The following is a 22,289-nucleotide window of genomic DNA, read 5'->3' as shown; positions in this document are numbered from 1 at the left end:
TTTATTGCCGTGTTATTAATACCTACACTTCCAGCAACATTGACGCTGCTGCAAGTGATTAACGGACATTAATTAATAAACGGAGTCGGTTATTGCAATTAAACGTGCTTTTTTCAACCTGATAGGTTGCCTTGCGTTGTTACTCGGTATTATAGGCATCCCATTACCTGTTTTACCGACGACTCCCTTTTTATTATTGGCTAGTGCCTGCTTTATGCGCGGTAGCCCTAAATTTCACCATTGGCTGCACAGCCACCCTTCATTTGGCCCTATTCTTACTAATTGGCATCAACATGGGGCCGTCACGAAAGCGGTCAAACATCGTGCGTATTGGTTTATAGCAATCAGTTTCTCTTTTTCTATTGTGTTAGCCCCATTGTATTGGGTGAAGATATTCTTAGTTGTCGTGCTTGTGGTCTTGATCACTTGGTTTCGTCGTGTACCCATTCACGATCCGGTTGCTGACCATCAAGAAAATCACTAACATTAAAGAGAACTGTGCCCGCTCGATTTAGTGGGCGTTATTTTTTATTGTCTGTAGATTACGTACAGGCGCCACCGTGTTGTCGGCATTCAATCTGCTACCTGACGTCGATCAACCGAGATATAAAGACGACTATTATGACTGAACAAACCATCGCCCAAATTAAAGCTAGCATCAAAAGCATTCCTGATTACCCAAAAGCAGGCATTCTATTTAGAGATGTGACCAGCTTAATGGAAGATCCGGCAGCTTATCGCGCGACCATTAAGCTATTGGTTGAGAAGTACCAAGGTATGGGTTTTACAAAAATTGTTGGAACGGAAGCTCGTGGTTTCTTGTTCGGTGCTCCTTTGGCATTGGAGTTAGGGGTTGGTTTTGTACCAGTACGTAAGCCAGGTAAACTGCCTCGTAACACCATTGCACAGACTTATGACTTAGAATACGGCACTGATACGCTGGAAATTCATACGGACGCTATTGATGCGGGCGATAAAGTGCTAGTAGTTGATGACTTGCTAGCAACAGGCGGTACAATTGAAGCGACAACTCTGCTTATCCGCCAGTTAGGTGGTGAAGTGGAGCACGCAGCGTTTGTTATCAATCTGCCGGAAATCGGTGGTGAAACTCGTTTGCAAGAAATGGGTCTAACGGTTTACAGCATTTGTGAGTTTGACGGTCACTAATTGCCTCAGCTAGATGTGCGAAGTGAAAAGCTTCGCACAGACCTCTTAGCTTTTAGCTCTTAGCTTTTAGCACCATCTCCCCCAATCGGATATTTTAAATGAGCTATTTAGCCTTAGCGCGCAAGTGGCGCCCGAACCAGTTCGATCAAGTTGTTGGTCAGGCTCACGTTCTTACGGCATTAGAGAATGCACTTAAGCAAAATCGCCTTCACCATGCGTATCTATTCAGTGGTACTCGTGGGGTGGGGAAAACCTCGATTGGACGCCTTTTTGCTAAGGGACTTAACTGTGAAACAGGGATTACCGCGACCCCCTGTGGTGAGTGCGCTACCTGCCGAGAAATTGATGAAGGTCGCTTCGTTGATTTATTGGAAATAGATGCCGCATCACGAACAAAAGTCGAAGACACGCGAGAGCTGCTAGATAATGTGCAGTACAAACCTGCTCGTGGCCGATTTAAAGTTTATCTGATTGATGAAGTACATATGCTGTCTCGTCACAGTTTTAATGCGCTGTTAAAAACACTGGAAGAACCACCGGAGTACGTTAAGTTTTTGCTTGCTACTACGGATCCTCAAAAGCTACCCGTTACCATTTTGTCGCGCTGCTTGCAGTTCCACCTAAAACCCATTGGTGTTGACCAAATTCATGAGCAGCTTGACCACATTTTAGCGCATGAACAAGTGACGACAGAATCCCGTGCTTTAGGGATGATTTCTCATGCTGCAGACGGCAGTATGCGTGATGCACTCAGTTTAACGGATCAAGCCATTGCGCTTGGTAATGGCGTGGTAAATGTCGAAACCGTTGCGAATATGCTTGGGACTCTCGATACGGATCAAGCGATTCATCTATTAGAGGCGATTAGCAAAAAAAGTGCGACAGTCGCAATGGATAAGCTGGATCTATTAGCAAAAAATGGAGTTGAGTGGGATGGCTTACTGCAACAGTTAGCGGCTCAGTTACATCGTATTGCTATGTATCAAGCACTGCCTGCCACGCTTGATAAGGCACAGCCAGATGCAGAACAAATCGAAATGCTCTCGCAGGTTTTGTCGGCTCAAGATGTGCAACTTTACTACCAAATTGCATTAAAAGGCCGACAAGATATTCCACTCGCACCGACAGCAAAAATGGGTGTCGAGATGGTCGTGTTGCGAATGATGGCGTTTAAACCAGCGCCTGTACAAGCTCAATCACTTGAAATTAACGTTTCTACAGCGCCCGCTGAACCTGTGGCGCCGCGTGCCACTCAACAGCAAACTGCGCAGCCTGCTATATCGCAACAGGCCATCGCTCAAGCGCCGCCTATTCAGCCAGCACCGTCGATACCTGTGATTAACCCAAGAGCAACTCAGGGCCACGCTCAAGCCTCTCAGGCTACCGAGAGCATGCCGAAGTCTCGTCATCCATCACAAGCTCAACAGCCTTCTTACGAAAGGCCACCTGCAGCTCATGACATGATGCCTCCTGAATACGCTCAATATGATGAGCAGGGAGCACAATCAGCGCCACCTATGGGCTATGAGCCTCAGATGATGGGTTATGAACAACAAAACAATACAGAGGCGCATGCAGCAGAACCACAAGCTCAACCAAGTGCTCCGGCTCCTGAGAACAAAGCGCCAATGTCGGGGTTGCGTCATCAGTTACGAAGTAAAAGAGGCAGCGGTGCTTCTGCTCCTAGCAGCACAGGCTCTCCAACAACTGGTGGTTCAAAAAAGGCTAGCGCGACTCCCGCAAACAAAAAGCAGACGGCCATTGAGCGTATTGCTCAACGAGCGCCATCTGGGCAGGCGTCGCGTCCTCAGTTACCAGGCCCTGTCGATGAGGTTGTAAAAGATAATGAACCTTATCAATGGAAAGCGATCAAAGAAGTACCGGTTGAAGTAAAAAAAGAGCTGACACCAAGTGAATTAAAGCGAGCCCTAGAGCATATTAAAACCCCAGAGATGGCGTTGAAATTAGCCGAAGAGTCACTCGCTCAAGATCATTGGGCAGCCCTTGCTAATAAGCTAGAGACCGCAAAAATGGTTGAGCAGCTAGCGCTTAATTCATCGTTTAAGCAGCAAGGCAGTCAGGTTCAATTAACGTTGCGCCAAAGCCATGCACACCTGAATACAGAGAAAGCTCAGCAAGATTTAGCGCAGAGCCTAAGTGATGTATTGGGCGAAGCATGTGAGCTGACTGTGAGCATCGGTGAAGATGGCCAAACGCCGCTGGAGTTAAGAGAAGCCCTGTATCAAGGTAAACTTCAGCAAGCTCACCAGAGCTTAAATGACGATCATCATGTACAATTTATACAAAGACGTTTTGCTGCAGAGTTGGATAGAGACAGCGTAAGGCCAATTTAGTCGCGGTAAAATGATCGTTAATGTGGTGAGTTACGTTTGATTTTATTAGATAACAAGTCAATAGTGATTCAACTTAATAGAGTATGAGGTTGAAAGCGGATGCTTTTAACCCCATAAATAACTCGTAACCCAATATAGACCAGAGAGAATAGCAATGTTTGGTAAAGGCGGTATGGGCAACTTGATGAAGCAAGCCCAGCAAATGCAAGATCGTATGCAGAAAATGCAAGAAGAAATCGCAACAATGGAAGTCACTGGCGAGTCTGGTGCTGGCCTTGTTAAAGTGACGATTACTGGCAGCCACAGCGTTCGTCGTGTCGACATTGATGAAAGCTTGATGGAAGACGACAAAGAAATGCTAGAAGACTTGATTGCTGCAGCATTCAACGACGCTTCTCGTCGCATTGAAGAAACGCAAAAAGAAAAGATGGGCTCTGTAACTGGCGGTATGCAACTACCACCGGGTATGAAGATGCCTTTCTAATCCTTAGTGGATGATATTAAAACTCAACTAAGTAGATAAACAATGCGTACCAGCCATATGCTGGAACAATTGATGGAGGCCTTACGTTGCTTACCTGGGGTTGGCCCCAAGTCGGCTCAGCGTATGGCCTTTCATTTGTTACAGCGAGACAGAAAAGGTGGTCTTCAACTAGCGGAAGCCTTAGCACAAGCAATGACTGAAATCGGCCATTGCAGTGAATGCCGCACGTTTACTGAAGAAGAAACCTGCAATATTTGTTTGAATCCTAAAAGACAAACTAATGGCCAATTATGTGTGGTGGAAAGCCCGTCAGACATCGCGGCTGTTGAAGCAACAGGTCAGTTTTCTGGTCGTTATTTTGTGTTAATGGGGCATTTATCGCCATTAGATGGCATTGGCCCAAGTGATATCGGATTGGATGTACTCGATTACCGATTACGTCATGGTGATATTACAGAAGTGATTTTAGCAACCAACCCCACGGTAGAGGGCGAAGCAACGGCGCATTACATTGCCGAGTTGTGCCACGCCCATGAAGTTAATGCGACGCGTATTGCTCATGGTGTACCAATGGGGGGCGAGCTTGATTTAGTAGATGGGACGACTCTGTCCCACTCGTTACTTGGTCGACAAAAGCTATAAAAAAAGCTGCGGCTAACTCTATGAGTAAACCGCAGCTTTTTTCTATCAAAATTTTATAACTCAAACGAAAACTGGTAAGTGTTACTTGGTTTGCGAAGGAGAGTGGTTCGTTCGTTCGCTAATTGCTTACGCTTTTCTTGCAAGTATTTGCGCGTATCGCTGTCGAGATTGTCGCTATTTTTGAGTTGCCTATCTATATCATCTAACTCAGTTTTAATCTCTTTTAAGCGTTGTTTTCGCTCATAGACTTCATAACCAAGCGTATATTGTTTGACGAATTGCTCGTTGGCACATACCCCTCGGTACGTTTCACCGGCCACACCAACACGATAACCATTTTCAGGCGCACAATAGACTTTATTGCCTAGCTGTTGTCCATGTTGCCACGCCTCTTTGTTTACCGAAAATCCAGCGTCGCCACAATCCTTGATGTAGTCATTAAGTGGTGATTGATCGAAGCCCGCTTTACCATCGTTGTATCCGATGGTTTGCCAATTAGCGACTTGGCACTCTTCTGGGCTCATACTGGTGCAGCCAGACAAAAATGCGCTGCTAAGGAGGAGCACTCCTATTAGGGGTTTATTCATATCGTGTATCTTTAGCGGGTTTTATAAAGTGGTGATAGATGATATCAATAGATGTAAGTGGAAGGAATAGAAGATGCAGCCGCTAGAGATTAAGTCATTAACTCCAGTTCAGTGATCACCTTCATAGCATGCTCATTGGTACTGCCGCAGATGGTCGGACAGGCTTTGAACATATGGCAGACCTTTGGTCGCTCGGGCTTTCCAAACAGCTTACACAGGTTGTCTTCATTTAACTGAATACAACGAACCCCAGCAGGCTTTCCATTTTCCATACCCGGAATTGATGAAGAGATACTTGGGGCAATACAACATGCACCGCAATACAGTCTACATTCCATCTTTTATACCTAACCGAATCTTGAATTGGGGCGCGATAATAGCAGATTATTAACCGGAGTACATACGGGTGAAAAATAATCTTGCTTGAATTTTGGGCGCTACAGGGGTATAAAACGCCCCCCACTATTTAAACGAAGTAAATTCCATGACAGAGCAATTTTGGCAAACTAAAAAACTAGAACAAATGACCGAGACAGAGTGGGAGTCATTATGTGATGGTTGTGGTAAATGTTGCCTGCATAAATTGATGGATGAAGACAGCGACGAGGTGTATTACACCAATGTTGCTTGCAGCTGGCTCAACAGCAAAACCTGTTCATGTAAAGATTACCCAAATCGATTCTCCTCTGGTGAAGAGTGCCTTAAACTCAGCCGAGAGAAAATCCATGAATTTCATTGGTTACCAGACACCTGTGCTTATCGCGTATTGTCTGAAGGTGGACAGATCCCTGTATGGCACCCATTGATCACCGGTTCGAAATCCGCCATGCACGCAGCCGGCGAAAGCGTTCGCAATAAAGTGGTATATGAAGTAGACGTGGTCGATTGGGAAGACCACATCCAAAACTTACCTGATAGACTAAAGCCTCATAATTAACTTTCAAAGTTGAGAATGCTGTATGTGCTGTTTATATGTACAGCATGAGGTTTAGTATGTCAGATAACGATAAAAATCAGAAAAAGGTCATACGAAGAGAGATAGAAATTTCGACTATCCCTAACTTCGTTTACAACAAACCATTGGTGTCCATTGGTGTCCATTGATGAGAATGGTGAACCTCAGGTTACATACCGAGCCAATGGCAATAAGATCCCCATCAAGAAACTCCCCTTACTCAATATTGCTGAGTATGACGACAAAGACAACCTAATCAGCTACCAACCATTAGATATGGTCAATGAGTTCTTATTGTCGAAAGCAATCGATGATGGTGTGCTAGAGCTTGGCACCGATGCGCAGGGGCTTGCTCATTACTTCAGTTTTGTATTGGACAAGCATGCAGAGTGGGATGCTGAATACGATGAAGAGGACTTTGACCCTCTTTATGATGACCCTCGTCCAGAATGGAGTAGCTTTCCTCGCAACAAGCAAGAACGGTTAACCTACCAGTATCGGGATGGCATAAAGCAGCTCGCTATTGATGGTGTATTGGCTAAAACTACGGCTAGGCAATACATGAGCAGTGTTGTTGGTTTCTATAAACACTGTCTTCGCCAAGGCATCCGCTTTAATAACCCTCCCTTCCAGTTTGAGACAGTTAATATACATTTCGAGGCGTCTGCATCTAGTATGAAAGCTTACCAACGTAAGCAGGTGCATACGACGGATATGCGAATTAAGTTTTCTAAATCATCGCGCAGTGGTGGCACAAACCTCAGCAACCTACGCCGTGACCTAAAACCGTTTACCAATAATGAATGGAAGATTCTGCAAAACATATTAATGAAGTCTCGCAGGGTGGCTCGTCATGGTGATCACAGTAAATTGCACTCACTTCCGATTGAATTTTGCCTGCACCCCATGATTTGCCGTAATACTGGATTGCGGCGTGAGGAAGCAGCAAGCCTTCATTTGGGGCAGATTGTTAACCCCGAAACCATGATTCAGGACGGCAAGGAGGTGTTTAAAAAGCCTGTGCTGGATTTGGGTGTCGGTGATATGTACCAATCACTCACAAAAACCGCAGAGGGTTCCGCAGAGAAGAATAAAAGCCGTGAAACCATAATCCCCGCCCCATTGATGAAGATGCTTTACGATTACTCGCAGTCCGACAGGTATCAAAAGCGACTTGAGAAATTCAAAGTATGGTGCAAGGAGCTGTCTGAGGCAGGGAACACGCACCTTTTTGAGGGTGACGATGCGATTAACCCTGAACTTGAGTACCTATTTATTACCCAGTCTGGGAAACCCATGTTTACGCGGCTACAAGACTTCACTGGCCGCTGGGTGGAAATACGTAATACTGCGAATCTAACCCAAGGTCTTGATCACCCTATTGTCGGCTCCATACATAATTTGCGCTCAACGTTTGCCGTAAATATCTTCCGCCACCTTTTAAATAAAAAGGATGAGTATGGTAACCCGTCAATCACACCCGATGAGGCATTGGATAGGGTGTCAGCGTTGCTAGGGCATGAAGATAGGGCTACGACGATAGAGTACCTGAAAATAGCACAGGATCTGCCCTCTGCCGATGAAATCTACGAGGATGTACTGGACTATATTGGCGCTTTTGATGATTTAGAGGTAGCACTATGAATCAAGGACGTAAGCGTACTAAAATTACAACAAAGAAGATCAGCGCACCTATCATCCCACTTCGTTTTGAAGATATGGTTTTAGACAGTGGCAGTGGAATTAAAGCCTACACCCACCGCCTGCGCTACCGCTACGTCCCGATAGTAAAGCAAATAAAGTCAGGGGATGTGGTGTTGGCGAATCGGGATGATATCGTCAGGGACATTCACCAAATGCTAACCCCCTTACCTGCAAACAAATCAAAGGAGGGATATTTTTCAGGGCTTGTAAGCTACTTCCGATATATTGACGGCATGGGTTATCACGGTGATCTTTTCAGTAATGCCATCATGGGAGATTGCATTAAACACTTCAATTAATTACGCGTGAAAGGTGTGCAGGTATCGAAAGTAGAACAGATTAAAAACAGCTTGTCTTTCCTGTTAAGGCTGTGGAATAGAGAGTCTGACCTTAAGACGCTGCCAGAGGTGGCAGCACGCCCTTTGGTTGCGAACAAAGCGTTCCATGTGGAAACAGAGCTAAAACCATTATCCAAGATATTGGTTAAAGGGGCACTGGCCTTTCAGGAGGCGATTGAGAGAAAAGAATTATTAGATGTTCATCCGTTCTTTGATGAAGAGCTGTTTGATGACCAAGCAAAGCGTCTTGGATGGACACCAAATCAAATTGGTTCTAGGAAACATGGTTTTAAGAAGTGCATGAACCCTCAACCTGGGACAGTAAAGAGTAGCCCACTTTCATTTGATCGCCTACATCGGCACGTTTTCTATAATCAAGCATCACGCAATTGGTTTTTCGTGTTCTCAATGCTGACAGGTATGAATAGTTCGGTGCTCGCTAATTTGCGTCACAAGGACATTGCATTTAAAAGTATTGGCAGTGGACGGTTTGTTTTTGACGGTGAAAAGCCCAGGGCGGGCTATAAGGGCTTGGATAATAGTGCTGGCTTTAGTCAGAGAACTAAAGAGTTGATTACCCGATGGCTAAAAACCTCTAAAGAGATGTACCAATCACTGGGTATCCCGCTGTCAAATGAGCTACCACTTTGCCCTTTCTTTAGTGCTAGCGGTGAGGTCTGGACATTTAATATCAGAGGCTCAAATATTGGCTGCATCAATTTACAGCTTGAGAAAATAACAGGGTTAAAGGTTACGACAAGTAGATTCAGGGCAACAAAATCCGATGTGCTGATGCGAGTGACTGAAGATATCTTCCTTGTGTCACAGGGACTGAATAATACCGTGAATGTTGTCGCCAAACGCTACTCTAGCGGCGTTCAGGTAGATCATGATAATAACCTAAATGCTACGTTTGGCGCGTTAAGCGCTATTGCCAAGGGTGAGGAGGTTGGTAAAGCCATCGAAGGCTCCAAGGTAATGCACAGCGATATTTTGTCTGATTATGATTATAAGAAATTGCGTCACCATGAAAGCCAAGAACAGCCATTAATGACCACGCCCAGTGGCATCAAATGCGCAGGACCAACACCAGAGAGACTTTTTGCAGAAGCAAGGCGCATGAAGCAGTTGGGGGTTGATTTTTCCAAAGATACAGGTCGCTGTACGGATTTTCTTGCCTGCTTTGATTGTGACAGCCATAAATTGGTGGCGTCAGAAAATGATATCTGGTTGATGCTGTCATTTTTAGAACAAATCGAAGACCTTAAAGAGATGGTGGCAAGTAACTCCGCACCTAAGGATGAGTATTTCGTGGTGGAAGGTATGTTGAAAAAAGTCCTTGTTAGGCTGAAACAAAAAGCACCAAAAAACTATGCTCAAGCAAAACAAAAAGTGGATGATGGCGATTACCATCCACTTTACCAAGACCGAGCTAGCGCAAGCCAGTTCCTTAAGGGGTAACCTATGTTTAAACAGCTTATACAGCTTCGCCAAGAACTTGCTGAAAATTCGTATGTGACGTTTGACTCTAACGGTAACGGAGTGTCGCGTGTCTTCGATGTAGAATGGGACTTCCACGCCCTGAACCAGAACCAAAAAACAATCTCTTTTGGGCATATTACTGATAAATATCGCCGAGATATTCAGTCTTATCTTTATGGGTTGATACAGTGGCAAAAGAAGAACTCAAGCTCTAACTCCCATGTCGCTGTTAGTTCGCTGAGACGTAATAGGAGTAATTTAAATGCCATCGCCACACGTTGGGGTAAAAGTGACTTCAGCTTACTTTCGAGCGAGCGAGAGTGGAAAAAATGCACTAAAGCATTACATGGGGTTGGCATAGGAAGCTCGTGCAGAAACATTGCGTCTACGATTAATGCACTGAATAAAGCTGGCCTTGTAACGCGTTATGTCAACAAACGAGAATATAGCCAGTGGGTTAAACCTGATGCTGGTGAAGGTCAGGCAATTGCGTTTCCTGAAGCGATTCATGTCAGTATATTAAAAACAGTTGTAGAGTTTGTTGAAACCTATCACCCCTATCGCCACCAAATTTCAGCGGCGATGGAAAAGTTTTACGCCTATCAGGATGAAATGTTAAACGCTGAGCTTAAAGCGCTAGGTGTGAGCGCCCTTAACGAGAAGCACATGAAGATATTCAACGTAAGGATATCTCGCCGAACCAGTAAGTGGCCTGAACGAAAAGCCATTCCTAATTTTTTGTTTTACAGACGTGGAGATTGGTTAGGCACATTGCTCAGGATGTGTTTTATCTGTGTCGGTTTGTTCTCCGCAGCCCGCAAGGAAGAGCTACTCTCCATGAACAAAGAGAGCTATGATGATACGTTAGCTGCTGTGCCCAAGGTTTCAGGGTTTTCGACAAAGGGAAATAAGGGCGAAAAGATTTACACGACGTGGAATACTGCACCTATTGCAAAGTTGGCGCTGGAACTAGCTTTTGATGCCACGCAAGCCGCAAGGAAATATCAGTTAGAGCGACTGGATGACGGCTATCAAAATGGTCAGCTAACCCAAGATCAATACAATGCAAAGAAACAAGACCTTGAGAGTGCCTTTATTTCTTCTGACATCTCTTTTGACAGTGAAGCGCTCATAAATAAATCGTCGCTAAAATACAAGGTTGACGGTAGTTATGATGCATTGAACATGAAAGAGTTCAACATTACTGCGACCGCCGAAGACGTTGACGAATTTGACCTGTTAAATCCAGAACGAGCAGGAAATTTAAAGGTTGGAGGCGGTTTACCTAAGCTTAGCCCTCATGATTTACGACGGAGTTTTGTGGTCTTTATGGTGAAAAACCGATTGGGCAACGCACTCACAGTAAAATATCAGCTTAAACACCGCAATATAAATATGTCGAACTGGTACGCTAATTATTCTGAACTTGTGCGTACCAACCAACTGTTGATGGATACTCAGCTAATGAGTGAATTTGATACGGCTATTGAAGCATCTACTGTGGACGCATGGGATGAAATTTACAATGTATCTGACACCTTAAGCGGAGCAGAAGGTGAGCGCATAGCCCAGAATAAAGCAGAGCGGCTAGCACAGGGTGAAGAAATAGTGATGTCTCGAAGTGAACTGAAGGCATTGGTAAGGTCTGGTGACAAAGCCATTGTGTTACTTCCTACAGGGGGTTACTGCACCAACCGTAACTGTGAACGCCTTTGCTCTCTGATGAATATTGTTGAAGCCCCCTGTGAGCATAAGATTGTCACTGATAAGGCGGCCAAGAGGCTTTCAAGGGAGCGGGATAACCTCATTGCTTCATTCAGGGCAATAAATGACATGGGTGATTATGCCAATGAATTGATTCTGGATGCCAGAAAAAAGAAGATTCAGTCCATTGAACCTACATTGGTCAAACACAGTATCCCATTTGATGGCTTTAATGATGATATTAAGGCGGTATGGTCATGAAAGTTGAGTATAAGACAACTTGCAAGGCAGAAGGGTTACTGGTCAACGCATTTCAGCGACTACTAGATGGTAAGCCCCTTCATGTTAAGGCGACGGGTAAGCTCACGTTGAACCGAATCAATAATGAAGCTCGGCTTGGCAATAGCTATGTCCATAAGTTCAAGGAGTTTGTGGCCTACGCCAAACCTGTTATTGACGAATACAACTTCAACCGCGATAAGGCAATGACAACAGGTTTAGATATTGAGCTAGATGTTCCTTTGTCTGAGCTTGATGGGCTAAAACATCAGTTGAAGAAAGCTAATGAGCTTAAAGATAAATACAGGGTGCAACGAAACAATGCAATTGAGGCCCGAAAGCAGTTAGAGGCTGAAAATGCGAGGCTCCGGTTTAGGGTGTTTGACCTCCAACAAGAGCTATTGGATGAAAATTCAGTTATGACCCCAATCAAGTAAAGCGCTCTCACGCGCAAAGTGCAATGGGATAAGGTGAGGGACGTAACACTTTTCTGCCCCAACGGTTCAGATAGCCATAAACTTTCATGAGTATAATTTGGTCAACAGGCTATTGACCACTTGGGAACCGTGATTAGTGAAACACGTTGTTTCCCAAATTGTCCAACAGGCTGTTGGACAAACCTAGTCCCAAATTTTGCAAGAGGCTCTTGCAAAAATGGTATTGTTTATCAGATACGACAAAGCCACAGGCGATGCCTATGGCTTTGTATTACAGCTACAGAATGTTTGTCATTCGGTTTGAAGAGGGAACGCATTCTGTGTGCAGTGCCGGGTGTTTTATCACCAAATATGGGAGGGAAATGCACCTAGGCTTATCGTATGTCCTCGGTGGTCTGCTTTGCAATTACGCCAAGTTCAAATTGATGCTATTACTTCTGGCCAGACAGTAAATAGCAGCTCAATGAAAAAGCAGAGATACCCGAGGCTCTCAGGGATAGTTTACAGCCATGAACCGAATTGAACAAGCTTACTTTTGCCCCAAAGTGTTTTAGTGAAAAGTGTCAATAACACCTTATAATTGCGTTGTTGAAGTGTCCAATCGAGGAGGTAACATTAATCATATTTATGAGCATCAGTAGGTCAATTTCTTACAATTGTTTCTGTTATTGATCGGATATGTTGAAAAGTTAAGGCCTTGAATAGAATCCGCGATAAGTGTCGCAATAAACATTCCACAGCGTATGGCAAGGCTTGGTTTAGACTGGTGCTACGAGAGCGACGACTTCTCAGGACAGCCAACGACAATTCACTAAAATTCTTGCTTTTAGTAAATCTTTAATTTATTATTAGGACAGAGTAGATACTCGTGGTGTCGGATGTGCTCCTCGTATGAACGAATAAGTATCCTTTGAATGTTTCGCAGGTGGCAAGTATCCTCCTCGTAAAATAAAAAAGTACTTTTTGAATGAATATCTATTCTCATTAAACCCACCTTAATCGGTGGGTTTTTTGTATCCAAAGGAAGATAGTTTTGAAGTTTAACAAATTAAGCAATGACTTTGTAGAGAAGACAAGAGATTTACAAGAGGTTCTAGAGGATAAAGGGCGTGGCTACTCAGTAGCAGAGATTACATATAACGACCTTACCTTTGCGGTTCCTTTGCGCTCTAACCTAGAAGTAGATAGTAAGGGTAAGCCTAAAAAAATTGGCGGCGCTCCTACTTCCTTTGTAGCAGATATCCAGATTGGTGAGAATGGTGAAAAGTTCCACCGAGGATTGGACTTTCAAAAGGCGCTACTTATCTCTGATAAAGAGTCGGATTTCGGTAATGAGTATCCTTTGTCGGATAATAAACAAAAAACAACCATTAACGATAATGAATATGAAATCCTAAAGCAGTTTAAGAGGTATGTGAACTCATATGTTCGTGCGCATCAGAAGGATCTGCCATATAAACAACAATTTTACCGTAGCACACTACAAAACTATCATGATGAGTTAGATGCTCATAAAAAAGAAGTTAAGATTATGGTAAAAAAGAAACGTACAATCGTTAAACCTGATGACGAATAGTCTCTCTTTTGGTGAGGTATAAAAGCCTCACCTCACCATACTCTTCCCTGTCTAACAAAAGTCTCTTTCAATTCTGAGCTGAGCAAACAGTTCAGATTTTGTTTCCCCACTTTCTTACTCTATGATCGATCCAGCAGGCTTGTCCTACAATCTTAGTTACTGCAAATAACTCTCATTTGCATCCTTTTGCTTGTTCTAGCCTCTCTTTCGTCTATTATCGGTATGCTAACAAGATAATTCTTATTAATCAGTTCGAAGTTTGATAATGAAATAGTTCTATCACGCTATTGTCCAGACCCTTGCTAGGGAGTGGGCGTAATGTGTGGACGTACTCGGTAATTACGCTTTTGAACTCCGTCAACAAGAAGCAGTACAGTAAGATCCTAAATAGTACCTATTTAGTCAGGCCGCAGACCAAATCTAAGTCTGGATATGCAACTAGACTTCACGTTTACTGTTGGCTAGCAATGATGAAATTAATTCTTTCCTCTCACTCTCTGTCATTTGAGAAACAATACATGCTAGTTCTGCGGCGCTTGCATCTTCACAGAAAAAGTAACTTAAAGGCACACCTAGTTCATCGGCCAATAGCTTTAAGGTTTGTACGTCTGGGGTGTGTTTACCCTTCTCGTATTGATTCATTCTTGGGCTAGCAGAGCTTTCATCCATACCTATACGTACTCCCAATGCTTTTTGAGAGAGGTTTGCTTTTTTGCGGGCTTCTTTGAGCCGCACTGGAATTGGGTTTTCGAATGGCACTTAAGTTTCATTTCTCTGATCTCACGGTAACTAAGATTTTCTTAGTTTTACTGATTTCTGTATACTAAGCAATCCTTAGTATTTTAGTGGTATATGCGGTACATGAAGCGTTCTTTGAAAATCAGTGATGAAATGCACAACCTATTGATTAAAAAAGAGATGGATGGTTTTTTAGTTGTTGAGCTAAGAGATGCATTTGTTTCGATTGATGACTCCTATGTTGATTTGGATGATGCTCGTCGTAAGGTTTATCGACAGCTCCTTCGTTTGGTGAAGAACAATTGGCTTCGAGTTGAAGGGACGGGGCAGCAGAAACGATACTTTCAAACAGACTTATTTAAAGGCCTTCAAATCGATACTGCATCAGACAAAACTAAGGTTACTTTTTCCACCTCGTCTGATTACTCGGTATTAAGACACGAACGCAATCAGTACAAAGGTGAGCTAGAGATTGTTTTTGGGGAGATTAATGAGTATCAATCTCTCTGTAGCCGCTTTCCTGAACTCGAGCCGAGGTTGCTTCCACTTCTTGAGCAAGCAAGAGAGCATTCAGCGCAGTTGTTAGGAAGAGTGAATGTACTCACCAGTGTTCTCAAAACACTTTGTGAGGACAACCAATCGTGCTAAGGCCATGGCAGGCAGAATGCTCAGAGAAGGCATTACAGAAATACAGCTCAAACCAGCAGCACTTCTTCTGCCAAGCAACTCCAGGGGCTGGAAAAACGGTACTGGCTGCGACGGTTGCTTCAAGGTTGATGCAAGAGGGCAAGATCGACCTTGTATTATGTTTCTCACCTTCTTTAACGGTTTCAAGCGGAATAAAGAAAACCTTTTCACAGATTCTTAATTGTACCTTTAATGGAGGGTTAGGTTCTATTGGACGATCTCTCACTTATCAGTCGATTCAATTTCTAAATGAGGAGTTTTGGCTGACGCTAAGAAATCATCGAGTTTTTGTGGTCTTTGATGAGATACACCACTGCTCTGGTACAGAGATTGAAAATGCGAATGTTTGGGGGCAACAAGTCCTTGCAAAGATTCAAGGGCTCGCAACGTATACCCTTGCTCTTTCAGGGACTCCGTGGCGTTCAGACTCTTTGCCGATAGTATTGGGACAGTACAGCGATCCTGACGGAATACTTTTGGTTGATTATCAATACACGTTAAAACAAGCAATCGGCGATAAGGTTTGCAGAGCCCCTAAGATTGTTTTGGTTGATAATGAACATTTGACCGTGACGAACGATGAGAAAGTGGAGTCTTTTTCTTCAATATTGGAAATGATTAAGCAAACTAAGGCCTCATATCAAAGCATCATTCATAATGAAGATGCAATGGAGTACTTACTTGGATTGGGTTGCAAAAAGCTTGAAGAAATCCGTTCACGATCCCCGACGGCTGGAGGGTTAATTGTTGCTGCATCAGTTCAGCACGCACAAACAATTAAAAAGGTACTTTTTGAAAAGTATGCTCAATCGGTCTCAATAGTGACCTATCGGCATGAAGAGCCTTTAGCAGAGATTGAACGTTATAGACGAAGCTATACTCAATGGATTGTTAGCGTTGGAATGATTAGTGAGGGGACCGATATTCCGCGCCTTCAAGTGTGTTGTCACATGAGTTCAGTCAAAACCGAATTGTACTTCAGACAGGTGCTCGGGCGAATTCTTCGTGTGAACGGCGCAACAAATCAACAAGCGTGGTTATTCACCTTTGCTGAACAAAGCTTGATTGACTATGCAGAAAGGATTGAACAAGATATTCCTGAGTCGTGTATATATGCAAAGTGGGAAAAGTTTGTAGAAGCCGAGCCAGATACTAAGCGCAACCGTCTTAGCGAAAAGGGGCTGCTAGAAGAGCGAGGAGGACTTAGCTCTAAGCTGGTATGGAATAGCACGACAAGGAATACAGAGAGTATTGATGTCGCACTTGGCGCGTTTGATGAGCTTCGACTCGGAGCTTTTAGACAGCGGGTAATATCGGCATTTTTGGCTTCTTGAGTAGGCCTATTGTTTTACCAACTCGTTTGATTCAATATAAATTCAGCATTTCGACCCTGTATTGCTTCTGGCCCGAAAGAGCTAGTAAATCCTGCTAGCTCAAAAAACACCCCAAAACGTTTCAGGAGCCACAGTAAAACCCATAGGATTAGCTAATTAACAACTACCGAGGAATCCTCAGTAGTTGCAAAATTTGCAACAACCCCTACATGCCCCAATTGTCCAACAGCCTGTTGGATAAATTTTAATACCTAAGTTTTGCAAGAGGGTCTGCAAAAATGCGAAAGAAGTTGTTTCGTAAATCGTCTTTGCCCAATTATTGCTGAGCTCATTACTATCTATCCGTTCGCTAATCATTATTTGACCAACTTTTCCTGATATAGGTATGGTGTATAGGACTTATCATATAAATTTGGGCGGAGTTTAAGGTGAATAAAGAAACCAAAAAGAATTTTGATAAAGTATTTCAGGCTGCGTTAGCACTGTGTGGTAGTGAAGAAGCTGCTAATCACTGGCTTAAGCACCCAGTTCGAGGACTTGGTAACAAACGACCAATTGATATGCTTTCGACAGCCGAAGATACCAAGGCTGTACTCAACTTGATTGGCCGTTTAGAGCATGGAGTGTTTTCGTGAGCTTTGTTGCTACAAACTTTTGCCCCAAAACGTGCTGGACGAAGCGCTAGCAGCCATAAAATTAATTTGGGTAACAAGCAGTTACCCCATTCCATAGCTAGTACGAGCTTCACCTACCCTCAACCAGGGTGGAAATGGACTAATCGTGGCTGCTGCACTTCTACTCAGTTTTTGTTGCACCGCAATCAATCCTCATTTATTGAGACGCCAGCTTTAAGTGCGTAGTATCATAAAAATATCAAATCAGTGCTGGTGATCTTATTCCCTAGCATATGTCAGGCGTATACTAGCGTCAGTTTGATACTTAGAGAATTACTCATGTCAGTTATACGCCATATAGAAATACAAAACTTTCGAACAATCAAGAAATTATCATGGCACCCAAAGCCAGGATTAAATTGCCTAATTGGCCCCGGTGATTCAGGTAAATCTACATTGTTAGATGCTATCGATCTTACGCTCGGTGCTCGACGTTCTTATACATTCAACGATGCTGATTTTTACCAACTTAATATCCAGTCTCCACTATCGATAACAATCACCCTAGGTGACCTGCATGATGATCTGAAGAATATCGAAAGCTATGGATTCTTCTTAAGGGGGTACAATGCTACTACTCAAGAAATCCTTGATGAGCCTCAGCAAGGTACTGAACCTGTTCTAACCATAAAATTAACTGTAGATTCTGACTTAGACCCAGATTGGCGACTGTATTCGGAAAGGGCTGAAGCGGATGGATTAGAACGTAGATTACCATGGAAACATAGAGAGCTTTTATCTCCTGCTCGCTTAGGAACAACTGCGCACCAGAACCTTGCCTGGGGAAGCCGTTCAATCCTTAACAAGCTTTCTGAAGAGACATTGGATGTATCAAGCACTCTTGCGCAGTTAGGAAGGCAAACTCGTGAAGCCTTCGCACAACAGCAAGTTGAAGGGGTTGCTGGCGTTTTGCAACAAGTCCAGAATATATCCAATGGCTTAGGTGTTCCTGTTGGCGAACTGAAAGCATTATTAGATGTAAATGGGATCTCCTTATCTAATGGTGCTATAAGTCTTCACAACAGTGATAATACTCCTCTTAGACAATTAGGAACAGGTTCGTCCAGACTTCTAATTAGCGGCCTGCAGAAAGCGGCCAGTAACTCTAAAGTAATCATTGTTGATGAAGCTGAATACGGATTAGAGCCATATCGAATTACTCGTTTACTTAACGAGCTAGGCTCTAAAGATGCTGAGCCAACGCAGCAAGTATTCATCACAACTCACTCGCCTTACGTACTTCGTGAATTGCAGGCTCAACAACTTCACGTAATGCGCAGACCTACACCGGCTCAGGAAGCTTTTGACCCTGAACGTATTCAACATACGATATACAGTCTAAACGGAGAAGGTCTACAACAAGCAACGTTACGCGCTTGCGCCGAATCTTTCTTCAGCAAAAGTGTTATCGTATGTGAAGGAAAAACGGAAATTGGAATAGTAAGAGGAATAGACCTTCATTTCGGTCAGACGATTACATCCAAAGGCGTCCATTGCGCGGACGGCGGTGGTGATTCCATGTTTGCAAGGGCGCAAGTTTTTTCGTCACTAGGTTACCCTACAGCAATTTTTAAGGATTCAGATAAAGCTGAACAGCATCGAGAGCACAGAGAAAATGCTATAGCAGCTGGTATTTCTGTATTTGAATGGGATCATAATAGAGCAACAGAGGATGTTATCTTTACTGCTTGTCCAGCGGGCGTTATCCCAGAACTATTGAATATGGCCGCCGAAAGGAAGGGAGCCGACTCAATAAACGCTCATATTCAAGCCTATTCAAATCAGTCGGTAACTCTAGAAGATTGCCTTAGCCGATTTACAGATGACCAACGAGCAACCCTCGCAAGAGCTGCCAATAAAAAGAGCTGGTTTAAAGATATAGAACCCGCAGAAAATGTTGGTAGATATATTATTGGCCCTAATTACGGTTCTTTCACCGAAGAGTTAACTACACCTGTACATAATCTGTTTAGCTGGGCGAATAATTAATGAATATTGAAGCTGTGCTCGATAGCGAATTAGGTTCAATTGTTGCGCCTGCAGGTTGTGGTAAGACACACCTGATTACGGAAGCTTTGTCGATTAGGGCGCAAAAACCAATATTGGTTCTAACACATACAACTGCTGGTGTATCCGCTCTTAAGAAGCGCTTACGCCGACTATCAGTTCCTACTTCTTATTATGTAGTGACAACTATTGATGGTTGGGCGCTTCGAATAGCTAATAGTTTTCCGACATCTTGCCCAATAAGCGCATCCCCCGATAATCCTCGACAGTTTTATCCGGAACTCAGGCGATCGGTGCTTAGTTCTCTTAATTCAGGGGGACTTCACGAAATCATAAAGGCTTCATATTCAAGACTGCTAGTCGATGAATACCAAGATTGTGACAACAACCAACATAATATCATCGCCTCCCTTTCACAAGTGCTGCCAACGGTGGTTTTTGGTGACCCGATGCAATGCATATTCAGTTTTGCAGGCCCAATGCCTGACTGGCAGCAAGAAGTGCAGCAAAGGTTCCCATTGCTTGGTACCTTAGGTACACCATGGCGTTGGAACAATGCAGGAGCGCCTGACCTTGGTGAATGGATACTTGATGCCAGAGAAACACTACTACGAAGAGAGAGCTTAGATCTTACTGACTGCCCGAACCACGTGCTGTGGCGTCCACTAACAGGTAACGCTCAGACTGACCTTATTAATCAGCACAATGCTCAACAAAGGATAATCAATCAAAATCAGACTGATTCTTTTCTTGTCATTGGTAGTTCAATGAACGAAAGGTCTCGACATAGATACGCGCAAAGTAGTCGTACGACTCAAGTCGTTGAGCAAGTCCAATTAGCTCAGGTTATTACTGCAGCTAGCGAGTTTGATCGTTTAAACGGTATAAATCTGGTGGAAAGTATTCTTACTACAGCGAGTACAATGGCTACTAATGTTGAAATGGCACGAACACTAACCCGTGTTAAAAGTATTCTTGGTGGAAGAAACAGGCAACCACCAACCACCTTTGAACATGCTCTATCTAACGTTGCCAGTAGCAATGAACGCTCTGACATTTTGACGGCTCTCCAAGAAGTTGAGAGTAAAAATGGCACCAGGATATACCGTAGAAGCGCATATACTGCATTGAAAGACTCAGTATCATTGTCGGTTAGTTCACCGGATAAAACTATGTCAGAGTCTGCAATGATTATAAGGGAGCAAATAAGACAAAAAGGTGATACCCGAATCCCTAAACGAGCAATTGGCTCAACATTGCTACTTAAAGGACTGGAAGCCGATCATTGCTTAATTCTCGATGCTAATGAAAGAGAAATGGACAATAAACACCTGTACGTTGCACTTTCTCGTGGAGCAAAAACTGTCACCGTTTTCTCTCGAAATAATCAAATAAGCTAATTGCTACGCAAAATGTAGTGTTGTCACCTGCGAGAGAGTGATAGAGGTCATTCACCGAGCATTAAAGTATCAAACTAACATGGCAGTGATCGTATAGGCGATCCTGCCATTTCCAAATCAGAAATGCCCCAGACAACTCTGGTAATCGTCGTCATACAGCCCTTTCATCAACTGAGTTCATCAAAAAATGCATTAGTAACCATCTGATTTTTCTTAATATGATAGAATCGCTCATTAAATCCAGTGTATTACCAAAGGTAGATTGATGGCGTTTAGAGCTCGAATAATCGGCGATACTTCTCTATTTAAAGGTGAAAGCTCGGCGGAGAATGCTTTCACAATAGTTATTGGAGACAACGGTTGCGGAAAAACCCAGTTGTTACTTGATATCTGCAACTACTACCAAATGCTATTTGGTGAATTGTTGAGTTCAAAGTCTGCTGATATTCGCGTCATACGTCGAGATTACTTTAAACAGGACTTCAAATGGGGCGCGATCGAAAAAGCTTTTGAGCATCAAATTCCTCAAAAACTTATATGTGCATCAACTAGCCAGTTTGAAAAATTTGCCGAAAACTGGAAGTTAAAGAATGACTTTGTACAAGGTGGATACTATGCCTACATTGGTTCAAAGCCATTTGCTCCTGACCGACTACCTTCTACTCGCATAGCATCAACGGCTTTGAACCAGCTATTAGCGAGGGATACTTATGATGCTCGAAAAATACAATCCCTCCGCAAATTTCTTTTAAGTTTTGGATTTGATGATGTTCTGAAGATTAGCTTAGAACCTATATTTTCCTTCGATGAACTGAATAAAGCAAAAAGTGGTGATCCTGATGTTGCTCCTGAAACTCAAATAGCGTTGCGAAAAGCAAATGAATATTATGAGATAGAGGATATCAGTGAGTTGATTCTTCTAATGGAATTTATCATTGATAAACCAGAGGTTTTGCTTTATTTCAGTGACTCTGGTGTTCTTCTCGATTCTGTATGTAAAGAAAAGCCCATCCCATACAATTCAAGAGAACTTGCAGATTTGCTCATGTCTGGGCTAGTAAGTGTTGCCAACATTGAAACAGTTAACGGGCAATGTTTTCTCGAACCAGGGTTATCAGAGAGTGCAAAACTACGACCTCTAGCTTCTAGAAGTTCTGGCGAACAATGTCTGTTCTTGTTGTTTCTAGGCATCATTTCATCTATTGATGATAATTCTTTAATATTAATAGATGAGCCAGAAATTAGTTTACACCCTTCTTGGCAGCAAAGATTTGTTGAAATTTTAAATGAGTCCCTTAGTGAATATTCTGGGTGCCACTTCATAATTGCAACTCATTCACCGCTTATAGTTTCAGATATTGCGGTTAAAAATTGTGAAATATTGGACATGACTGAACAAGTACTTACAAGTGCTTCAAAGCATAGCTTACGTTCATCCGACTATCATCTTGCCACTCTCTTTCACAACCCTGGCCATAGCAATGAGTATCTAATAAAAACAGCTATTTATGTATTCTCAAAGGTAAAGTCAGAAAAAAAATTCGATAATCAAGATCTAGAAAAACTAAAAATGCTTAACGATCAATTATCTATGCTGCACGAGGATGACCCCGTTATAGAGTTGGTAGAAATGCTCAATGAGGTTTATTGTAAATATGGCTGACATTGAAAAAGAGGTAGTATTTTCCAAGGAACAGAAACAACTAATCAAGGAAATAGTTGGGGATGAAAACTTCTCCC

18 protein-coding genes and 2 pseudogenes are annotated in these 22,289 nt (G+C 43.2%); 17 read left to right on the top strand and 3 right to left on the bottom strand.

The window, feature by feature from the left end:
- Nucleotides 1-118 precede the first annotated feature (118 nt).
- The 5 genes from VTAP4600_RS10050 to recR all read left to right on the top strand — a co-directional run bounded on the left by VTAP4600_RS10050 (nucleotide 119) and on the right by recR (nucleotide 4,647).
- A complete protein-coding gene (locus tag VTAP4600_RS10050; RefSeq protein WP_102522671.1) occupies nucleotides 119-484 on the top strand; it encodes a YbaN family protein in 366 nt (121 codons plus the stop codon).
- A gap of 137 nt (nucleotides 485-621) precedes the next feature.
- Nucleotides 622-1,167, top strand: a complete 546-nt coding sequence (gene apt, locus VTAP4600_RS10045; protein ID WP_102522670.1) for an adenine phosphoribosyltransferase — start codon at nucleotides 622-624, stop codon at nucleotides 1,165-1,167.
- Nucleotides 1,168-1,265: 98 nt separating this feature from the next.
- Nucleotides 1,266-3,521, top strand: a complete 2,256-nt coding sequence (gene dnaX, locus VTAP4600_RS10040) for a DNA polymerase III subunit gamma/tau (RefSeq protein WP_102522669.1) — start codon at nucleotides 1,266-1,268, stop codon at nucleotides 3,519-3,521.
- 154 nt (nucleotides 3,522-3,675) lie between these two features.
- A complete protein-coding gene (locus VTAP4600_RS10035) occupies nucleotides 3,676-4,005 on the top strand; it encodes a YbaB/EbfC family nucleoid-associated protein (RefSeq protein ID WP_102522668.1) in 330 nt (109 codons plus the stop codon).
- A 42-nt stretch (nucleotides 4,006-4,047) separates the two neighbouring features.
- Nucleotides 4,048-4,647 carry a recombination mediator RecR gene (gene recR / locus VTAP4600_RS10030; RefSeq protein WP_102522667.1) on the top strand — a complete coding sequence of 200 codons (600 nt, stop codon included), beginning with the start codon at nucleotides 4,048-4,050 and terminating at the stop codon, nucleotides 4,645-4,647.
- 53 nt (nucleotides 4,648-4,700) lie between these two features.
- Here the strand turns inward: recR and VTAP4600_RS10025 are convergent, their stop codons facing one another.
- Both VTAP4600_RS10025 and VTAP4600_RS10020 read right to left on the bottom strand, forming a co-directional pair.
- Entirely contained in the window at nucleotides 4,701-5,234 is a 534-nt protein-coding gene (locus VTAP4600_RS10025) for a DUF2799 domain-containing protein (protein WP_102522666.1), read from the bottom strand.
- Nucleotides 5,235-5,323: 89 nt separating this feature from the next.
- Nucleotides 5,324-5,572: a YkgJ family cysteine cluster protein gene (locus VTAP4600_RS10020; protein ID WP_102522665.1), complete on the bottom strand. Its 249-nt coding sequence runs from the start codon at nucleotides 5,570-5,572 to the stop codon at nucleotides 5,324-5,326.
- 146 nt (nucleotides 5,573-5,718) lie between these two features.
- Between VTAP4600_RS10020 and VTAP4600_RS10015 the strand changes: the two genes are divergently transcribed.
- The 6 genes and pseudogenes from VTAP4600_RS10015 to tenpIN all read left to right on the top strand — a co-directional run bounded on the left by VTAP4600_RS10015 (nucleotide 5,719) and on the right by tenpIN (nucleotide 13,709).
- The gene (locus VTAP4600_RS10015; RefSeq protein ID WP_102522664.1) at nucleotides 5,719-6,171 is read left to right on the top strand and encodes a YcgN family cysteine cluster protein; all 453 of its coding nucleotides are present in this window, start codon (nucleotides 5,719-5,721) and stop codon (nucleotides 6,169-6,171) included.
- Between the two features lie 56 nt (nucleotides 6,172-6,227).
- Nucleotides 6,228-7,833, top strand: a pseudogene (locus tag VTAP4600_RS10010) (site-specific integrase).
- Nucleotides 7,830-9,692 (top strand): annotated as a pseudogene (locus tag VTAP4600_RS10005) (hypothetical protein). The pseudogenes VTAP4600_RS10010 and VTAP4600_RS10005 overlap by 4 nt, the downstream one beginning before the upstream one ends.
- 3 nt (nucleotides 9,693-9,695) lie before the next feature.
- Complete coding sequence (locus VTAP4600_RS10000) at nucleotides 9,696-11,678, top strand: site-specific integrase (RefSeq protein WP_102522663.1); 1,983 nt, start codon at nucleotides 9,696-9,698, stop codon at nucleotides 11,676-11,678.
- Nucleotides 11,675-12,133 carry a hypothetical protein gene (locus VTAP4600_RS09995; RefSeq protein ID WP_102522662.1) on the top strand — a complete coding sequence of 153 codons (459 nt, stop codon included), beginning with the start codon at nucleotides 11,675-11,677 and terminating at the stop codon, nucleotides 12,131-12,133. Before VTAP4600_RS10000 ends, VTAP4600_RS09995 begins: the two co-directional genes overlap by 4 nt.
- A gap of 1,033 nt (nucleotides 12,134-13,166) precedes the next feature.
- Complete coding sequence (gene tenpIN / locus VTAP4600_RS09990; protein WP_102522661.1) at nucleotides 13,167-13,709, top strand: type III toxin-antitoxin system TenpIN family toxin; 543 nt, start codon at nucleotides 13,167-13,169, stop codon at nucleotides 13,707-13,709.
- A gap of 438 nt (nucleotides 13,710-14,147) precedes the next feature.
- Here the strand turns inward: tenpIN and VTAP4600_RS09985 are convergent, their stop codons facing one another.
- The gene (locus VTAP4600_RS09985) at nucleotides 14,148-14,468 is read right to left on the bottom strand and encodes a helix-turn-helix domain-containing protein (protein WP_065612735.1); all 321 of its coding nucleotides are present in this window, start codon (nucleotides 14,466-14,468) and stop codon (nucleotides 14,148-14,150) included.
- Nucleotides 14,469-14,582: 114 nt separating this feature from the next.
- On the opposite strand from VTAP4600_RS09985, the gene VTAP4600_RS09980 reads away from it, so the two are divergent.
- The 6 genes from VTAP4600_RS09980 to VTAP4600_RS09955 all read left to right on the top strand — a co-directional run bounded on the left by VTAP4600_RS09980 (nucleotide 14,583) and on the right by VTAP4600_RS09955 (nucleotide 22,212).
- On the top strand, nucleotides 14,583-15,095 hold the full coding sequence (locus tag VTAP4600_RS09980) for a VspR family transcription factor (RefSeq protein ID WP_269459948.1): 513 nt from the start codon (nucleotides 14,583-14,585) through the stop codon (nucleotides 15,093-15,095).
- Nucleotides 15,089-16,468 (top strand): DEAD/DEAH box helicase, encoded by a 1,380-nt coding sequence (locus VTAP4600_RS09975; RefSeq protein ID WP_102522659.1) that lies wholly within the window; start codon nucleotides 15,089-15,091, stop codon nucleotides 16,466-16,468. Before VTAP4600_RS09980 ends, VTAP4600_RS09975 begins: the two co-directional genes overlap by 7 nt.
- A 428-nt stretch (nucleotides 16,469-16,896) precedes the next feature.
- The gene (locus VTAP4600_RS09970; RefSeq protein WP_065612732.1) at nucleotides 16,897-17,103 is read left to right on the top strand and encodes an antitoxin Xre/MbcA/ParS toxin-binding domain-containing protein; all 207 of its coding nucleotides are present in this window, start codon (nucleotides 16,897-16,899) and stop codon (nucleotides 17,101-17,103) included.
- A gap of 318 nt (nucleotides 17,104-17,421) precedes the next feature.
- A complete protein-coding gene (locus VTAP4600_RS09965; RefSeq protein WP_102522658.1) occupies nucleotides 17,422-19,131 on the top strand; it encodes an ATP-dependent nuclease in 1,710 nt (569 codons plus the stop codon).
- Nucleotides 19,131-20,549 carry a UvrD-helicase domain-containing protein gene (locus VTAP4600_RS09960; RefSeq protein ID WP_102522657.1) on the top strand — a complete coding sequence of 473 codons (1,419 nt, stop codon included), beginning with the start codon at nucleotides 19,131-19,133 and terminating at the stop codon, nucleotides 20,547-20,549. Before VTAP4600_RS09965 ends, VTAP4600_RS09960 begins: the two co-directional genes overlap by 1 nt.
- A gap of 265 nt (nucleotides 20,550-20,814) precedes the next feature.
- Nucleotides 20,815-22,212 (top strand): ATP-binding protein, encoded by a 1,398-nt coding sequence (locus tag VTAP4600_RS09955; RefSeq protein ID WP_102522656.1) that lies wholly within the window; start codon nucleotides 20,815-20,817, stop codon nucleotides 22,210-22,212.
- Nucleotides 22,213-22,289: the final 77 nt, after the last annotated feature.

The sequence above is a fragment of the Vibrio tapetis subsp. tapetis genome (genome assembly GCF_900233005.1).
GTDB lineage: Bacteria > Pseudomonadota > Gammaproteobacteria > Enterobacterales > Vibrionaceae > Vibrio > Vibrio tapetis.
The sequence above is the reverse complement of the archived record's forward strand: the minus strand, read 5'-3'. Positions and strand labels throughout refer to the sequence as shown.